The organism is Polynucleobacter sp. HIN5 (genome assembly GCF_030297555.1).
Lineage (GTDB): Bacteria > Pseudomonadota > Gammaproteobacteria > Burkholderiales > Burkholderiaceae > Polynucleobacter.
Window position 1 is genome coordinate 1,796,516 of sequence record NZ_AP028136.1, and the last position, 14,059, is coordinate 1,810,574.

The following is a 14,059-nucleotide window of genomic DNA, read 5'->3' on the forward strand; positions in this document are numbered from 1 at the left end:
AATGAAACAACCGGCGATTACTAACTACCAACAACAACGCGTATGGGTGATTGGAGCATCAAGTGGCATTGGTGAGGCTTGCGTCAAGGCCCTTTTTCAAAAAGGTGCACGAGTTGCACTATCTAGTCGTCGCATCGAACGCCTTGAGGCAATTGCGCAGACTCATCCAAAGGACGATTATCTAGTCCTACCTGTTGATGTGATGCGTGAGGCTGATATTCAAGAGGCATATCAGAAGATTGAGAAGGAATGGGGCGGCATTGATTTGCTGCTTTTTGTATCCGGTATTTATATTCCAATGCGAGCAGATACCTTCAATATGGCCGACGCTGAGAAAACTGTCGATTCGAATCTCTTGGGCCCGATGCGCGCAGTTGGTGCTGTATTACCGGCAATGCTTGCCCGCGGTAGCGGACATATTGCCATTGTCGGTAGTGTTGCAGGCTATAGTGGTTTACCCAAGGCCTTGGCTTACGGGCCGACAAAGGCGGCCATGATTAATTTCTGCGAAACCTTGTTTTATGATCTGCAGCCCAAGGGTATCGGGGTTCATATGATTTCTCCAGGCTTTGTGGAAACCGAGGCAACTGCTCAAAATGATTTTGAAATGCCGGCCCTCATCTCCGCGCAGACCGCTGCTAATGAAATCCTAGATGGAATTGCACATGGAGAATTTGATATTCATTTCCCTAAACGCTTTTCAGGCTTTTTAAAGTTCTTACGGATCTTGCCCTACCCAATCTATTTTTGGATATTGCGTAAGTTTGTGAAGATCTAAATCTATTTGTAGCCGTCTTTGCGGACTTTATTCACTAAGAAATCCATCACCTGAATCGACTTCGCGCGCGATCCAGCAATCGATGGCGATGTGATGTATTTCCCCTGAATCGCCACGGTTGGCACACCATCAATTCGGTAGGCATTCCCTAACTGATTAGCAGCCCGGGCTTTTGAAAGAACGGCAAACGAGCGATAGGCCGCCAAGAATGCATTGCGATCAACGCCTTGAGCGGCGACCCAATCGGCAATCTCGTTTTCATTCAGGAGTCGCTTGTTTTCACGATGCATGGCAAACATCACTTTGTCATTAAGCGCTTCGCCTTTTCCTAAAGACTCCAGGGCATAAAACAATAAGCTGTGAGGCATGAGTTCATCTCGGAAGGCAATGGGCACTTTCTTAAATACGACATCTTTATTCTGACGCTTTAACCAAGCCTTTAGATCGGGCTCAAACTCAAAGCAATGGGGGCAACCATACCAAAAGAATTCAATCACCTCGACCTTGCCTTTGACATCGATTGGCTGGGCAATCGGTAAAACGCGGTAATCAAAACCTTCTTCAACCTTAATCGGGGCTTGTGCAAGCACGAATGATTGCAGGCCAAATAAGGCCAAGATCAGGATAAGGGTTTTGAATAACGATTTCATGATCGATTTACACGAATAACGGTGGGTTTAATTCCAAGAATGGTTAATTTACTGCGAACCGAGGTAGTATCTTCAATACTGCCAAATGGGCCGATTCGAACTCGCCAAACTGAGTTTCCATCAACCGCACTTTCACTCAGTTGCGCCTGAATGCCCTGCATCGCTAAATTTGCCTTTTGTGCATCGGCTTCGGTGCGCTGATTAAATACTCCGGTCTGAACATAAAACAAGGTATCCGCTTTGGGCTCAGGCTTCGCTTCGGGGGTCTTACCCGCTGCAATATCTGCAATTGGATCGCGCGCAGGATCGGCTCCACCAATACCGGGAACCTTGGTCTGCAGTGGCTTATTGAGATCAAGCTGAGGTGGAGCAACTGCAGTTTCTTCCTCGGTTTCATTGTCTGATTTTGGTGGAAGAGGCTTCATAAAAGCGGGGGCGCTTGGGGCTCGAACCCCTGGCTTTTCTTGCGGCTGCGATTTCATTAAATACCACGCCACAATGAGTGCTAAACCAACCCCAACAAAAACACCGATCAGAACACCCATGATCATTCCGCCCGACTCGGGTGAGCCCAGCAGTTGGGTCGCATCTCGCTTTTCTAGTGCGTCAGATGATTTAATGTCAGCCATGTCCTCTATCTTAACCCTTGCTCAAAAATGCGAGCAAGCAGACGAAATTACATCTTTTGTGGGGCACTAACCCCTAAGATTTTTAGGCCATTTTCCAAGACTTGCCGTGTAGCCGCCAACAAGGCTAAGCGTGCCAATTTAAGTTGCTCGTCGTCCACTAAGACGCGGTCTGCGTTATAGAAGGTATGAAAATCCCCGGCGAGTTCGCGCAGATAGAAGGCAACGGCATGAGGGGCCAAATCGTGCGCGGCATTAGCCAATATCTCTGGATACTCCGACAACCGCCGCAGTAAGTGATCAGCCGCCTTACTGTCCAGCAGACTCAAATTGGCATGCTCTAAGGCCCTAGACTCCCCACCCCATTGCTGGAGAATCGAACAAATCCGTGCATGGGCATATTGCACATAAAAGACGGGGTTCTCATCATTCTGTTGCAAAGCTAAATTCACATCGAATACAAACTCGGTATCTGCTTTACGCGAGATCAAGAAAAAGCGAACCGCATCACGCCCTCGCTGCAGCGCCAAATTACGCTCATCACCGGTCATTTGTGGGTGAATGCCACCAGACCATTCAACTAAATCTCGCAGCGTGACATACGAGCCAACGCGTTTGGAGAGCTTGACCTCTTCACCATCGCGAATGACTGTAACCATCTTATGCAACACATAGTCGGGATAGGTGATCGGAATCGGCCAGTCCCGTTTTTGTGCCACCCCCTGTATTCCAGACCGTACCCGCGCAATCGTGCCATGATGGTCACTACCCTGAACATTAATCACTTTTTCAAAACCGCGACTCCATTTATTGATGTGATATGCCACATCCGGAACAAAATAGGTATAGGTGCCATCGGACTTGCGCATCACACGGTCTTTATCGTCACCATCTAACGTAGTTTTTAGCCACAAAGCGCCATCTGCCTCATAGGTCTTATCAACCGCCCGTAGATCCCCAATCACTTGCTCAACGCTTCCATCGGTATATAAAGAGGATTCCAAATAAAATTGGTCAAATTGCACGCCAAAGGTTTTTAGATCAATGTCTTGCTCTTTGCGCAAATAGGCGACTGCATATTGACGGATTTGCTCTAGGTCAGACTGATCATAGCCAGCACCTTGGTAGGACTCAGCAATCTCAGCAATATATTCACCGTTATAGGCCTCCTTAGGCCAGTTGGGGCTTTTGGGATTTAAACCCTGTAAACGTGCCTGTACCGATAGCGCAAGATTATGAATCTGAACACCGGCATCGTTGTAATAGAACTCCCGATGCACATTGGTATCTTGGCTGTCTAGAAGATTGGCTAAGGCATCACCGAGAGCTGCCTGACGCCCGTGTCCAACATGCAAGGGTCCAGTGGGATTGGCAGATACAAATTCAATCATGGCCCGCTTAGGTACGCTCGGGTCTGGCGTACCCATGTTATCCCGTCGCCCAAAACGCGCGCCCTCACGCAATACAAGCCCTACTACCGTAGACTTGGCCGCAAGACTCAAACGGAAGTTAATGAACCCAGGCCCAGCAATTTCGGCGCTTGCAATTAGTTGTCCGTAGTCTGGAAATTGATTTAATTGGCCAAGAATGGCCTGTGCTAACTCGCGTGGATTGGACTTCCATGCCTTCGAAATTTGCAAGGCAATATTGCACGCAACATCACCATGGTCAGCAACTTTAGGTCGCTCTAAATGCGGAATCGGAAAATCACCAGCTGCAAGTCCACGCTCTTGCGCTAAGGCATTCAAAGCATTGGTGATGCATTGCGTGAGCTGAGTTTTTTGGCTGGACAACATAGAAATGAAAGTTTATCAGTGATGGTAAGCTTGAAGCATGATTCATCAATTTCAGACCAAAAATGCAGCCCCAGTCATTATGCTAGATGATCTGACGTATCGGATTTTTAATGCCATTGGCCGCCCATTCGAGAATCAGGGTATTTTTCTACCAGAACAAATTCCGGGATACATCGAACGACTACAGGCCGCCATTGATACTAAACAAAATAACGCATCCAGTTCAGGTACTAGCGATGACGAGGATCAATCGACCGATTCTGACCCCTTGGGGCGAAGGGCTTACCCGTTTCTTGAACTACTGCGTCAGGCGCTAAAAGACCAGGAGCCAGTAGTCTGGGGTGTGTAGACGACTAATCCAAAGAACTGGCTAGCGAACGCTTGATATGATCAAGCGATTGACCGCTTCGCTTAGCTAAATCCTCCGCCTGATCCATCCCGATCTTTCCGACATTGAAGTATTGCGCATTCGGATGGGCCAGATAGAAGCCACTCACACTCGATGCAGGATTCATGGCCAATGACTCTGTGAGACTCATGCCAATTTCGTCTGCTTTTAAGGCGGCAAACATGGCTTGCTTGACATCATGCTGGGGGCAGGCTGGATAGCCAGGAGCCGGACGAATCCCTTGATATTTTTCATCGATTAAATCATCTGTAGTCAGTTGCTCATTAGCTACATACCCCCAAAGATCAGTTCGGATCCGCCAATGCATGAGCTCCGCAAATGCCTCCGCTAAACGATCGGCCAGCGCTTTGAGCATGATGGCGCTGTAGTCATCGTGTTTAGCCATAAATTGAGCGACTTTTTCGTCAACCCCATGACCCGTAGTCACCGCAAAGCAACCTGCGTAATCGCGCACACCACTGGCTTTACTAGCGACATAATCTGCTAAACACCGGTTGGGGCGTATCACACCATCGACGATGGGGCGCTCGGCTTGCTGTCTTAAGTTATGCCATACAAGAAATGGTTGCGAGCGTTCCTCATCGGCATAAAACAAAATATCGTCACCATCACTATGGGCAGGGAAAAGACCAATAATCGCATCAGCCTGGAGCCATTGGCCTTTAATGAGTTTTTCCAACATGGCTTGCGCATCCTGGTAGACGCGGCGAGCCTCAACCCCCACAACCTCATCATCCAAAATAGCAGGGAATTTACCTGCAAGGTCCCAGGTCTGAAAAAATGGAGTCCAGTCGATAAACTTGGCAATCTCAGCTAATGAGTAATTTTTAAAGACCCGTCGGCCAATAAATTTTGGCTTAACAGGTTGACTATTCGTCCAGTCAATTGACTCACGATTGGCACGAGCAGCCTCTAGGCTAATTAATGGGGTGCTCTTTCGATTCGCATGCTGATGACGAATGCGCTCATAATCGGTCAGCAACTCCTGCACAAACTTTTTCGCACCCTCATCTGAAAGCAAACTTGAAGCAACGGAAACTGAGCGCGATGCGTCGGGGACATAAACCACTGGGCCCTCATAATGTGGAGCAATCTTAACGGCCGTATGAACACGTGAAGTGGTTGCGCCACCAATCAGTAATGGGGTTTTTTTCTCCCTGAAATACGCATCCCGCTGCATTTCTTGGGCAACATAGGTCATCTCTTCCAAAGAGGGTGTAATTAGTCCAGATAGGCCAACGATATCGGCATTTTCCTCCTTCGCCTTCTTTAAAATTTGATCGCAGGGAACCATTACCCCCATATTGACCACTTCAAAGTTATTACATTGCAAGACAACGGTTACGATGTTCTTTCCAATATCATGCACATCGCCTTTGACCGTTGCAATCACGATTTTGCCCTTGGCTTTACTCTCCCCGCCAGCCGCAACCAATTGCTTCTTTTCTTCCTCGATATAGGGAATTAGATGGGCCACAGCCTGCTTCATCACCCGTGCACTCTTGACCACTTGAGGCAAAAACATTTTGCCAGCACCAAACAAATCGCCGACCACATTCATTCCATCCATGAGGGGCCCCTCAATCACTTCAATGGGCCTTCCGCCTGAACCCATAATTTCAGCACGCAGTTCCTCGGTATCGTCCACAATGAAATTGGTAATGCCATGGACAAGTGCATGGGTTAAGCGCTCGCGCACGGGCGCCTCGCGCCACACCAAATTTTCTTCTTGCTTGATGCCCCCGCCTTTGTATTGATCCGCGATCGCGAGTAAACGCTCCGTCGGCGTTTGGCCGTCTTTCTCCACAAAGCGGTTTAGGACCACATCTTCAACACGCTCTCGCAGCTCAGGGTCTAAGTCAGCATATACGCCAAGTTGACCGGCATTCACAATTCCCATATCCATACCTGCTTGGATGGCATGGTACAAAAAGACCGTATGAATCGCTTCACGAACCCGATCGTTGCCCCGGAAGGAGAAGCTCACATTCGACACACCACCGCTTACTTTGGCGGCTGGTAAGTGTTCTTTAATCCAACGGGTAGCATCGATAAAGTCCACCGCATAGTTATCATGCTCTTCGATCCCCGTAGCAATCGCAAAAATATTGGGATCAAAAATAATATCTTCAGGCGGAAAGTCCAGCTCATTCACCAAGATCGTGTATGAACGTTGGCATATTTCTATTTTTCGTTGATACGTATCGGCCTGGCCTTTTTCATCAAATGCCATCACCACGGTGGCTGCTCCGTAGCGTTTAATCAATTTTGCCTGCTGCCTAAATTGCTCCTCACCCTCTTTCAACGAAATTGAGTTAACGATCGGCTTCCCTTGGATGCATTTCAGTCCCGCCTCAATGACAGTCCACTTGGACGAATCAATCATGATGGGCACTCGAGCGATATCGGGTTCGGAAGCTATCAGATTTAGAAAACGCACCATCGCCGCTTCTGAATCGAGCATGGCTTCGTCCATATTGATATCAATCATTTGGGCGCCATTCTCAACCTGCTGACGAGCAACCGCGAGCGCTTCGTCAAATTGATTATTCAAAATCATGCGGGAGAACGCTTTTGAACCGGTCACATTAGTGCGCTCACCAATATTCACAAAGCCAATTTGGGGCGAAATATTACAAGGCTCTAGCCCAGATAAGCGCATGGGCTGCATCGTTGCTTTGCTCATGCCACTTCCTCGGTCCGGTCACTATGAAAAGGCCTAGGCTTTCTTTTAATCATCGCTTTTGCAATTTGACGAATATGGTCCGGGGTTGTTCCACAACACCCACCGACCAGATTGACTAACCCATCACGAGCAAATTCATCGACAAGTCCCGAGGTCACTTCGGGGGTTTCATCAAAACCGGTATCACTCATTGGATTTGGTAAGCCAGCATTCGGGTAACATGAGACCGCTGTATCGCAAACACGTGCCAATTCAGCAATATAGGGTCGCATTAATGCTGCGCCAAGAGCGCAATTTAATCCGAACGTGAGAGGCTTAATATGGCGCAAACTATTCCAAAATGCTTCGACCGTTTGACCCGAAAGAATTCGGCCTGAGGCATCAGTGACCGTTCCTGAGATCATGACCGGTAAGCGCTCACCGGATTCTTCAAAAAACTCATCGATTGCAAATAATGCGGCTTTGGCATTCAACGTATCAAAAATGGTTTCTACCAAGAGTAAGTCGACGCCACCCTCAAATAGTCCTTCAACTTGTTCGCGGTAAGCAGCACGCAAACTATCAAAATTAACATTGCGAGCGCCTGGATCATTCACATCTGGCGAAATGCTCGCAGTCTTTGGAGTCGGTCCAATGGCACCAGCTACGAAACGGGGCTTGTCGGCTGTTGAGTATTCGTTGCAGGCTTGACGTGCGAGCTTCGCTGCCTGCACATTCATCTCGCGCGCCAACTCTGGCATTTTGTAATCCTCTTGTGCAATCGAAGTGGCGCCAAAAGTATTAGTTTCAATCAAATCAGCACCCGCCTCAAGGTATTGACGATGAATATCCAAGATGGCTTCTGGTTGAGTAAGCACCAGTAACTCATTGTTGCCTTTGAGATCAATCGGATGATTGGCAAAGCGCTGAGTGGTTTTTAAACCCCGATAATCCTCTTCCGTAAATTTTTTCTGCTGAATCATGGTCCCCATCGCCCCATCCAGAATTAAGATTCGTTCTCTTAATAAGGCAGGAAGAATGGCGCCTCGGGTATAAGACAAAGCAGGCTTAGATTGACTTCCTTGGGATTGCATTGGCGCAGAACTCGTATTAATCTTCATTGACCCATCATTTTATCGATAATGGGATTATTTAGCCCGCGAGGAGAGAATATGTTTGGCGCAATACCTGACTTTAACCAAAGCCTAGAAATGTTCAAAACGATGTGGGGTCAGAATGCGAGTGGGGGCCCCGGAGCCTCTTTTATGCCAGACATGAGTGGTGGCATGTCAGGCTTTAATGGCGCAATGCCAACCTTTGACATTGAGGAATTGGATAAGCGTATCAAAGATCTCAAAAGCGTTGAGTCTTGGCTGAGCATGAACCTCAATGTTCTAAAGTCAACCATTCAGACCCTTGAGGTGCAGCGTGCTACCCTCATGGCGATCAAATCCTTTGGTGAGGCGATGGCCAATCCCCCCAGTCCATCGGGCACCGAAGGTTCCTCAGAATCTAAGTCGAGAGAGCGCAAAACCGCCAAATCCCGTCCGCGCTCAAAGAGCGCTGCAAGATCTTCTGGTGCCACAGATAGTTCAAGTGAGCAATAGCTTCGCCCATGGCAAAGCTGAGCTGATGGTTATCAAGCGGGCGCCGAAATAAAACTGGAATAATCTCATAGGCAGTTCGCGGCTCTTGACAGGCGAACACGGTCTCGCTCAACCGGGCCCGATGATGTTCATGCAATTGCTCAATCCGCTCATGTAACCCCTGAAATGGTTTGCCATGCGATGGCAAAACGAAGGTATCGGCAGGTAATGAGCGCCAACGATCGATTGATCGTAAATAGAGATCTAAAGGGTTTGCATCGGGATCGGCATCATAGACACTGACATTGGTCGAGATGCGGGGCAAGACCATATCACCTGAGATAAAGATTCCTAAGGATGCGCAATAGAGCGTGGCATGTTCAGGTGCATGCCCATAGCCCATCGATACGACCCAATCACGCTCACCGATTTGAATATGGTCACCATCCATAATGCGGCGATACCGTTTGGGCACTTCGGGCACTAAGCGACTGTAATAGTCAGCACGACTACGAATACGCTCGAGATCTTCAGCATGCTGCAAGCCATGGCGCGCATAGTGATCAGCCGTTCCACCATTACCTGGCGTAGAACCAATCGCAGCGCCGCCCTCCTTGCTGCTTAACCATTGAGCCATCAGAAAGTCACTCATCGAGATCCATAACCCGACCTTCCAGCGCTCACACAAGTAATGAGCAAGGCCAATATGATCTGGATGCATATGGGTAACCAACACCCGCAAAATAGGTAGCCCTTGGAGATGATTGGCAAAGATGGATTCCCAGCACGACTTCGTAAGGTCGCTCGTAATTCCACAGTCAATAATGGTCCAACCCTCTTGGCCATCCAATTGATCCCGTAAGAGCCACAAATTAATGTGATCAAGGGCAAATGGCAGGGGCATTCGTATCCAATAGACTCCGGGAGCAACTTCCAGCGTTTCTCCCTGTGCTACTAGGGTCTCCCCATATGGATAGACCAATTGCTTTGTTGCATGATTATTGCCTGTGGGGCCTGGCTGGGTCATCTTTGAATCCTAATTAATTGCTAGATACACTCTTAGTATGAACAATCCGTTTCCAAAACTATTATCCTCGCAAGTCGCTTTTGATATGGCCCAAACCCTGCTTCAGGGGTTCATGCGCCATTACAGTATTTTTAGAGACGCTGGCCGCTTAGCCAAAGCAGCATTTGAGAACCAAGATTGGCATGGTATTCGCCAACTATTACGTGATCGGATCACTTTTTATGACCAACGGGTCATTGAAACAGCCCACCATCTGGAGGTAGAGTTTGATGCCCCTGCCTTGTCCGATGAAATTTGGCAACAGGTGAAATTGCATTACATCGGACTTCTATCCAATCTTCATCAACCAGAATTAGCGGAAACGTTTTTTAACTCGGTCACCACACGGATTCTTGCAAGCAGGTATTTCAATAACAAATTTATTTTTGTCCGCCCCACGATATCAACCGAATACTTAGAAAACGATGAGGCGCCCTCAAAGCCGTCCTACCGGGCATACTACCCAGGCGATGTTCAAGGTCTTCAACCGGTCCTAAAAAGTTTGATTACCAGTTTTGACCTTCAGAACTCCTTTGAAAATTTAGATCGTGACCTTGACCTAACGACCAAACTTATCAAGCAGTCTCTGTCGGACACAACGAGCTCTACAGATTTTCAGATTCACACCTTAAGCACATTATTTTTTCGTAATAAGACTGCCTACATTATGGGGCGCATTATTAATGGAGAAAAGATTTCTCCCCTGGTGCTGGCTCTGATGCATAACCCAAAAGGTGAATTGGTTATTGATGGCATCTTACTCTCGGAAGTCGATCTGCGTCTCATTTTTAGTTTTACACATAGTTACTTTTTAGTTGATATGGAGGTCCCATCGGCTTATGTCACATTTATGCGAAGTCTCTTACCGCATAAACCCCGGGCTGAACTCTACAATATGATTGGACTGCAAAAACACGGTAAGAACCTGTTTTACCGAGACTTTCAGCATCACCTGATGCATTCCACCGATCAATTTCGAATCGCCCCCGGAATTCGGGGCCTAGTAATGCTGGTGTTTGATCTACCGAGCTATCCCTATGTATTTAAGCTCATTAAGGATTATTTTCCGCCACCCAAAGAAACCTCGCGCGATCAAATTATGGCGAAATACCAATTGGTTAAGCAGCATGATCGGGTTGGACGAATGGCTGACTCTCTAGAATTCTCCAATGTTGCCTTTCCGTTAAATCGGTTTACCCCCGAATTACTAGCCGAGCTTGAAGAGCACTGTACATCATTGCTTGAGTTCAGCGGTGGCGAAGGCCCTGATGCCGAATTAGTCATCAAACATCTTTATATCGAACGGCGCATGACCCCTCTCAATATTCGCCTTCAAGAGGGCTCGCCCGCTGAGGTTGAGGATGGCGTGATTCAGTACGGCGAAGCAATAAAAAATCTCATCGCGGCCAATATTTTTCCAGGCGACTTGCTTTATAAAAACTTTGGGGTCACGCGCTATGGACGAGTCGCCTTTTACGACTACGATGAAATTGAATACTTAACCGATTGCGAAATCCGAGAAGTTCCTGCGCCACGCAATGAGGATGATGAAATGGCAAGCGAGCCCTGGTATCGCATTGGCCCTAAAGATATTTTTCCAGAGACTTACAAAACATTTTTGCTCGGCAACGATCAAATCCGTGATCTGTTACTCAAGCACCATGCTGATTTATTTCAACCTGCAATGTGGCAATCGTATAAGAATCGTTTACTCGCAGGCGAAATTCCTGATTTCATTGAGTATGATCAGTCGTTACGGCTTAGAAATATTTTCCCGGATAACTTCTGATGATTCGAAACTTAGATGGCAGCATTGGCTCGCCATGCGTCAACTGGTGTGCAATGAATCCAAGATCAAACTACTGCTATGGCTGCTTTCGAAGCATCGAAGAAATTGCAAATTGGTCTGTCTTGAGTGAGGCAGAAAAAGAGGCAGTTTGGTTGGCGCTCACCTTACGACAGGCAAGTGCCAACTCTAGCGATTAACGTCCACAATCACCCGACCACGAACCTTGCCGTTCATCAAATCTTCAGCATATTGAATACTCTCACCCAAGGCAATTTCCTTAGCAATCGTCATTAATTGCTCAGGTTTACACAAGGATGCGAGTTGGGCCCAAGCCTCAATACGTTTTTGCTTGGGCTGAGTAACGCTATTGATCCCATAGAGGGTAATGCCCCGCAAGATGAATGGGGCAACCGTAGCCGGAAAATCCATTCCCTGCGCTAGACCGCAGGCGGCAACTGCACCATTGGCTTTAGTTGCAGCACATGCATTGGCTAAGGTATGACTTCCCACTGAATCAACTACTCCTGCCCAGCGCTCCTTCGCCAAGGGTTTACCTGGCTGAGATAAGGAGGCACGATCAATCACTTCGGATGCGCCAAGTGCTTTCAAATAATCTGCTTCCTCAGGGCGACCACTACTGGCGACAACGGTGTAGCCCAATTGATGTAAAAGACTAATTGCAAAACTCCCTACTCCGCCAGCTGCACCGGTCACCAAGATTTCACCATCAGCAGGCTTCAGGCCATGTTTTTCAAGTGCCATAATGCATAGCATCGCGGTGTAACCGGCTGTACCAATGGCTAAGGATTGTTTGGATGTAAACGCCTTAGGCAATGGAATGAGCCATTCGGACTTTACGCTTGCCAATTGGGCCAAGCCCCCCCAGTGAGACTCCCCCACACCCCAACCGTTTAATACAACCAGGTCACCAACTTTAAACTCAGGATTCTTGCTTTCAATCACCTCGCCGGTTAAGTCAATTCCGGGAATCATGGGAAATTGCCGAACGATTGGGCCCTTACCTGTAATTGCCAAGCCATCCTTGTAATTTAAGGTGGAGTAATGCACCTTAATACGGACATCCCCCTCTGGAAGGACGCTCTCATCAATATCACTTAATTGAGCGCGATAACCTTGTTCGTCTTTATTAATTAAAATGGCTTTAAACATAGAGGATTCCAAAATAGATTAAATATTGAATGCGTGTAGTTTATTAAAACCGTTTATCCTACTGTTCCAGGATCGATTATGGGGCTTTTCATGAAACGTATTGTATTAATAGTTGCGACCCCCCTTGTTTTAAGTGCGTGCGCTTCGACCGAGCTAACGATGTCTCTCGGCAATATGCGCCTCATTAACTCGAGCGCCGATCCTCAGCAAGTAATGGATTTTGCAAATAAAGTCTGTAAAGATGACTTTTATATGGGTGCCAGTTTTATTTCCAAGGCAGGCAAAGATTATCGGTTTAAATGTGTCAGAGCCGATGAAAATGAAGCCCTGGCTCCTATTCCCACTACCAAAATCAATCCAGCCAAGTAAAGTTTTTTCATTGCAAACTCAATTCTCATCCCTCGAGTTAAGACAAGCGTTTTCTAGCTTTCCAACTGGTGTCACGGTAATCACGGGGCTTAATTCTGAAAAAAAACCGGTCGGCATCACCGTAAGCTCATTCAATACCGTATCCCTATCGCCCCCCCTCATTTTATGGAGCATTGGCAAACAATCTGACCTGAAAGATTGTTTTGGTGTTGGACGACGACAGCTGATTCATGTCTTAGAAGCCAATCAAAAGAATCTGGCTCTCATTTTTGCCAAGCTGATCAAGAAAAATATTCTTGAACTAAATCACAGTATCAATAGTAGTGGTTTATATCAACTCGCAGACTGTGCCGCCTATTACGAGTGCGAGACTGTTGCAGTACATGATGGTGGCGATCATCAAATTGTTGTGGCTCGCGTTTTAGCGATTGAACATGATCCAGATTTACAACCATTGCTGTTTGCACATAGCCAATTTACACAACTTGCATTTGATCCAGAAGGGAGCCTCTGATGATGACGCTTTGGGGCAGAAAATCATCCATTAATGTTCAAAAAGTATTGTGGATACTTGCCGAACTGGGCCTTGTTGAAGGACGCGACTTTGAACGGATCGATGCAGGTCTCCACTTTGGCGTTAATAAAACGCCCGAGTTTTTAGCACTAAACCCCAACGGTTTAGTACCGACTTTACGAGATGGTGAGTTAATCCTTTGGGAGTCAAATTCCATCATGCGCTATTTGGCACATAAATATGCTGATCGCAAGCGCTTCTCGCTTGACCTTGCTCAAATGGCAGCCTCCGATAAGTGGCTCGATTGGCAATTAACAACCCTGTGGCCAGCGCTTCGTATCCCGTTTTTAGGATTAACACGCATTCCTGAGGCCGAAAGAGACTACGCAGCAATCCATAAGACATTCCAAGAATCCAATCAATTGCTCAGAATCCTGGATGATGTTTTGAGCAAAGAGGCCTATTGTTCAGGCCCGAACTTCCACTTAGGTGACATTGTTCTGACCCTATGTGTCAAGCGCTGGTTCATGCTGAGCGATCAATACCCAGACAAAACGGGTCCACGCGCAGAGTTAAATCACATTGCCCGTTGGTACGACCAGATTTGCAAATCAACCCAATTTACCAAAGCGGTTGAATAG

Annotated in this window: 15 protein-coding genes; 8 read left to right on the forward strand and 7 right to left on the reverse strand. The window is 47.3% G+C overall.

Features of this window, described 5'->3' with window-relative positions; translation table 11 throughout:
- The first annotated feature begins 1 nt into the window (after nucleotide 1).
- Nucleotides 2–778, forward strand: a complete 777-nt coding sequence (locus QUE61_RS09085) for an SDR family NAD(P)-dependent oxidoreductase (RefSeq protein ID WP_286306901.1) — start codon at nucleotides 2–4, stop codon at nucleotides 776–778.
- 2 nt (nucleotides 779–780) lie between these two features.
- On the opposite strand, the gene QUE61_RS09090 is transcribed toward QUE61_RS09085, so the two are convergent.
- From QUE61_RS09090 to argS, 3 genes are read right to left on the reverse strand one after another with little or no spacing between them, the layout of a single operon-like run.
- Nucleotides 781–1,428, reverse strand: a complete 648-nt coding sequence (locus QUE61_RS09090) for a thiol:disulfide interchange protein DsbA/DsbL (RefSeq protein WP_286306902.1) — start codon at nucleotides 1,426–1,428, stop codon at nucleotides 781–783.
- The gene (locus QUE61_RS09095) at nucleotides 1,425–2,057 is read right to left on the reverse strand and encodes an SPOR domain-containing protein (protein ID WP_286306903.1); all 633 of its coding nucleotides are present in this window, start codon (nucleotides 2,055–2,057) and stop codon (nucleotides 1,425–1,427) included. Before QUE61_RS09095 ends, QUE61_RS09090 begins: the two co-directional genes overlap by 4 nt.
- Before the next feature lie 47 nt (nucleotides 2,058–2,104).
- Nucleotides 2,105–3,850: an arginine--tRNA ligase gene (argS, locus tag QUE61_RS09100; RefSeq protein ID WP_286306904.1), complete on the reverse strand. Its 1,746-nt coding sequence runs from the start codon at nucleotides 3,848–3,850 to the stop codon at nucleotides 2,105–2,107.
- Between the two features lie 37 nt (nucleotides 3,851–3,887).
- Between argS and QUE61_RS09105 the strand changes: the two genes are divergently transcribed.
- Complete coding sequence (locus tag QUE61_RS09105) at nucleotides 3,888–4,199, forward strand: DUF1840 domain-containing protein (RefSeq protein WP_286306905.1); 312 nt, start codon at nucleotides 3,888–3,890, stop codon at nucleotides 4,197–4,199.
- 4 nt (nucleotides 4,200–4,203) lie between these two features.
- Here the strand turns inward: QUE61_RS09105 and metH are convergent, their stop codons facing one another.
- Together metH and QUE61_RS09115 are read right to left on the reverse strand one after the other, a co-directional pair.
- A complete protein-coding gene (gene metH / locus QUE61_RS09110) occupies nucleotides 4,204–6,945 on the reverse strand; it encodes a methionine synthase (RefSeq protein ID WP_286306906.1) in 2,742 nt (913 codons plus the stop codon).
- A complete protein-coding gene (locus QUE61_RS09115; RefSeq protein ID WP_286308350.1) occupies nucleotides 6,942–8,018 on the reverse strand; it encodes a homocysteine S-methyltransferase family protein in 1,077 nt (358 codons plus the stop codon). Before QUE61_RS09115 ends, metH begins: the two co-directional genes overlap by 4 nt.
- A gap of 78 nt (nucleotides 8,019–8,096) precedes the next feature.
- Between QUE61_RS09115 and QUE61_RS09120 the strand changes: the two genes are divergently transcribed.
- Nucleotides 8,097–8,531, forward strand: coding sequence for a PhaM family polyhydroxyalkanoate granule multifunctional regulatory protein (locus QUE61_RS09120; RefSeq protein WP_286306907.1), 435 nt, complete (start codon nucleotides 8,097–8,099; stop codon nucleotides 8,529–8,531).
- Here the strand turns inward: QUE61_RS09120 and QUE61_RS09125 are convergent.
- Nucleotides 8,437–9,537 carry an MBL fold metallo-hydrolase gene (locus tag QUE61_RS09125; RefSeq protein ID WP_286306908.1) on the reverse strand — a complete coding sequence of 367 codons (1,101 nt, stop codon included), beginning with the start codon at nucleotides 9,535–9,537 and terminating at the stop codon, nucleotides 8,437–8,439. The genes QUE61_RS09120 and QUE61_RS09125 overlap by 95 nt on opposite strands.
- A 37-nt stretch (nucleotides 9,538–9,574) precedes the next feature.
- On the opposite strand from QUE61_RS09125, the gene aceK reads away from it, so the two are divergent.
- Nucleotides 9,575–11,365 (forward strand): bifunctional isocitrate dehydrogenase kinase/phosphatase, encoded by a 1,791-nt coding sequence (aceK, locus tag QUE61_RS09130; RefSeq protein ID WP_286306909.1) that lies wholly within the window; start codon nucleotides 9,575–9,577, stop codon nucleotides 11,363–11,365.
- Nucleotides 11,365–11,562 carry a DUF1289 domain-containing protein gene (locus QUE61_RS09135; protein ID WP_286306910.1) on the forward strand — a complete coding sequence of 66 codons (198 nt, stop codon included), beginning with the start codon at nucleotides 11,365–11,367 and terminating at the stop codon, nucleotides 11,560–11,562. The genes aceK and QUE61_RS09135 overlap by 1 nt, the downstream gene beginning before the upstream one ends.
- On the opposite strand, the gene acuI is transcribed toward QUE61_RS09135, so the two are convergent.
- Nucleotides 11,552–12,535, reverse strand: coding sequence for an acrylyl-CoA reductase (NADPH) (gene acuI / locus QUE61_RS09140; RefSeq protein ID WP_286306911.1), 984 nt, complete (start codon nucleotides 12,533–12,535; stop codon nucleotides 11,552–11,554). The two genes, QUE61_RS09135 and acuI, sit on opposite strands and share 11 nt — an antisense overlap.
- Before the next feature lie 90 nt (nucleotides 12,536–12,625).
- Here acuI and QUE61_RS09145 point away from each other — a divergent pair, with 90 nt between their 5' ends.
- The 3 genes from QUE61_RS09145 to QUE61_RS09155 are packed head-to-tail and all read left to right on the forward strand — an operon-like array spanning nucleotide 12,626 to nucleotide 14,059.
- Nucleotides 12,626–12,904: a hypothetical protein gene (locus tag QUE61_RS09145; RefSeq protein ID WP_286306912.1), complete on the forward strand. Its 279-nt coding sequence runs from the start codon at nucleotides 12,626–12,628 to the stop codon at nucleotides 12,902–12,904.
- A 10-nt stretch (nucleotides 12,905–12,914) separates the two neighbouring features.
- Nucleotides 12,915–13,418 (forward strand): flavin reductase family protein, encoded by a 504-nt coding sequence (locus tag QUE61_RS09150; RefSeq protein ID WP_286306913.1) that lies wholly within the window; start codon nucleotides 12,915–12,917, stop codon nucleotides 13,416–13,418.
- Complete coding sequence (locus QUE61_RS09155) at nucleotides 13,418–14,059, forward strand: glutathione S-transferase family protein (RefSeq protein WP_286306914.1); 642 nt, start codon at nucleotides 13,418–13,420, stop codon at nucleotides 14,057–14,059. Before QUE61_RS09150 ends, QUE61_RS09155 begins: the two co-directional genes overlap by 1 nt.

What these genes read in the sequence shown, in the direction of transcription:
- QUE61_RS09085 (WP_286306901.1), top strand. Translation starts at nt 2, where the DNA reads ATGAAACAACCGGCGATTACTAACTACCAACAACAACGCGTATGGGTG.
- QUE61_RS09090 (WP_286306902.1), bottom strand. Translation starts at nt 1,428, where the DNA reads ATGAAATCGTTATTCAAAACCCTTATCCTGATCTTGGCCTTATTTGGC.
- metH (WP_286306906.1), bottom strand. Translation starts at nt 6,945, where the DNA reads ATGAGCAAAGCAACGATGCAGCCCATGCGCTTATCTGGGCTAGAGCCT.
- aceK (WP_286306909.1), top strand. Translation starts at nt 9,575, where the DNA reads ATGAACAATCCGTTTCCAAAACTATTATCCTCGCAAGTCGCTTTTGAT.
- QUE61_RS09095 (WP_286306903.1), bottom strand. Translation starts at nt 2,057, where the DNA reads ATGGCTGACATTAAATCATCTGACGCACTAGAAAAGCGAGATGCGACC.
- acuI (WP_286306911.1), bottom strand. Translation starts at nt 12,535, where the DNA reads ATGTTTAAAGCCATTTTAATTAATAAAGACGAACAAGGTTATCGCGCT.
- QUE61_RS09125 (WP_286306908.1), bottom strand. Translation starts at nt 9,537, where the DNA reads ATGACCCAGCCAGGCCCCACAGGCAATAATCATGCAACAAAGCAATTG.
- QUE61_RS09115 (WP_286308350.1), bottom strand. Translation starts at nt 8,018, where the DNA reads ATGCAATCCCAAGGAAGTCAATCTAAGCCTGCTTTGTCTTATACCCGA.
- QUE61_RS09155 (WP_286306914.1), top strand. Translation starts at nt 13,418, where the DNA reads ATGATGACGCTTTGGGGCAGAAAATCATCCATTAATGTTCAAAAAGTA.
- QUE61_RS09120 (WP_286306907.1), top strand. Translation starts at nt 8,097, where the DNA reads ATGTTTGGCGCAATACCTGACTTTAACCAAAGCCTAGAAATGTTCAAA.
- QUE61_RS09105 (WP_286306905.1), top strand. Translation starts at nt 3,888, where the DNA reads ATGATTCATCAATTTCAGACCAAAAATGCAGCCCCAGTCATTATGCTA.
- QUE61_RS09145 (WP_286306912.1), top strand. Translation starts at nt 12,626, where the DNA reads ATGAAACGTATTGTATTAATAGTTGCGACCCCCCTTGTTTTAAGTGCG.
- QUE61_RS09135 (WP_286306910.1), top strand. Translation starts at nt 11,365, where the DNA reads ATGATTCGAAACTTAGATGGCAGCATTGGCTCGCCATGCGTCAACTGG.
- argS (WP_286306904.1), bottom strand. Translation starts at nt 3,850, where the DNA reads ATGTTGTCCAGCCAAAAAACTCAGCTCACGCAATGCATCACCAATGCT.